This is a genomic window from Legionella sp. km535, from assembly GCF_003990085.1.
In the GTDB taxonomy this organism is placed as follows: Bacteria; Pseudomonadota; Gammaproteobacteria; order Legionellales; family Legionellaceae; genus Legionella; species Legionella moravica.
The window spans coordinates 1-2,070 of the sequence record NZ_RZGU01000052.1; the positions used below are offsets into that span (position 1 = coordinate 1).

Sequence of the window (2,070 nt, forward strand, 5' to 3'; positions counted from 1 at the left end):
TGGTACGATCAGTGTGGATGGTCCGGTGACGGTAACCGGCTTTAATGTAGCCGGTGATACCACCAACTACAGCGCTGGCCAAACGGCTGCGATTGCGGGTGTGGGCAGCTTGCAGATTAATAGCGATGGTACCTTCAGTTTTATTCCGGTTGCCAATTACAACGGTCCAGTACCTGAGATCACCTACACGATGACCGATGGCAGCAGTGGCGATACCTCGACTTTGACTATTAACGTGACTCCAGTCGATGATGCCTTTAGCGATGCCGATGAAGCTTTGACGGTGGCTGAAGACACTACTTTAACGGGCAATGTACTCACTGGCACGAGCAGTGTCGATGGTCCCGTAACGGTAACCGGCTTTAACGTAGCAGGTGATTCCACCAACTACACCGCTGGCCAAACAGCTGCGATTGCCGGGGTAGGAAGCTTGCAGATTAATGGCGATGGCACGTTCAGTTTTATTCCTGTTGCTAATTACAACGGTCCAGTGCCTGAGATCACTTACACGATGACCGATGGCAGCAGTGGCGATACCTCGACTTTGACCATCAACGTGACTCCAGTCGATGATGCTTTTAGTGATGCGAATGAAGTCTTAAGTGTTGCAGAAGACAGCACCTTAAATGGTACCGTGCTGAGTGGCACGAGCAGTGTCGATGGTCCCGTAACAGTAACCGGCTTTAACGTAGCAGGTGATTCCACCAACTACAGCGCTGGCCAAACAGCTGCGATTGCGGGTGTGGGCAGCTTACAGATTAATGGCGATGGTACGTTCAGTTTTATTCCGGTTGCTAATTACAACGGTCCAGTGCCTGAAATCACCTACACGATGACCGATGGCAGCAGTGGCGATACCTCGACTTTGACTATTAACGTGACTCCAGTCGATGATGCCTTTAGCGATGCGGATGAAGCTTTGACGGTTGCGGAAGATACGACCTTAACCGGTACCGTGCTCAGTGGCACGAGTAGTGTGGATGGTCCGGTGACGGTAACCGGCTTTAACGTAGCCGGTGATACCACTAACTACACCGCTGGCCAAACGGCTGCGATTGCCGGGGTAGGCAGCTTGCAGATTAATGGCGATGGTACGTTCAGTTTTATTCCTGTTGCCAATTATAACGGTCCAGTGCCTGAGATCACTTACACGATGACCGATGGCAGCAGTGGCGATACCTCGACTTTGACCATCAACGTGACTCCAGTCGATGATGCTTTTAGTGATGCGAATGAAGTCTTAAGTGTTGCAGAAGACAGCACCTTAAACGGTACCGTGCTGAGCGGCACGAGCAGTGTGGATGGTCCGGTAACGGTAACCGGCTTTAACGTAGCCGGTGATACCACCAACTACAGCGCTGGCCAAACGGCGGCGATTGCGGGTGTAGGCAGTTTGCAAATTAATGGCGATGGTACGTTCAGTTTTATCCCTGTTGCTAATTACAACGGCCCAGTACCTGAGATCACTTACACGATGACCGATGGCAGCAGTGGCGATACCTCGACTTTGACCATCAACGTGACTCCAGTCGATGATGCCTTTAGTGATGCGGATGAAGCTTTGACGGTTGCGGAAGACACGACCTTAAATGGCAACGTGCTCAGTGGCACGAGCAGTGTCGATGGTCCTGTTACGGTAACCGGTTTTAACGTAGCCGGTGATACCACTAACTACAGCGCTGGCCAAACAGCGGCGATTGCGGGTGTGGGCAGCTTGCAGATTAATGGCGATGGTACGTTCAGCTTTATTCCTGTTGCCAATTACAACGGCCCAGTGCCTGAGATCACTTACACGATGACCGATGGCAGCAGTGGCGATACCTCGACTTTGACCATCAACGTGACTCCAGTCGATGATGCCTTTAGTGATGCGGATGAAGCTTTGACGGTTGCGGAAGACACGACCTTAAATGGCAACGTGCTCAGTGGCACGAGCAGTGTCGATGGTCCTGTTACGGTAACCGGTTTTAACGTAGCCGGTGATACCACTAACTACAGCGCTGGCCAAACAGCGGCGATTGCGGGTGTGGGCAGCTTGCAGATTAATAGCGATGGTACCTTCAGTTTTAT

General features: G+C 51.7%; 1 protein-coding gene. It reads left to right on the top strand.

From position 1 onward, the window contains the following. On the top strand, nucleotides 1–2,070 hold a 2,070-nt coding region (locus ELY21_RS15455), incomplete at both ends, for an S-layer family protein (protein WP_127110931.1).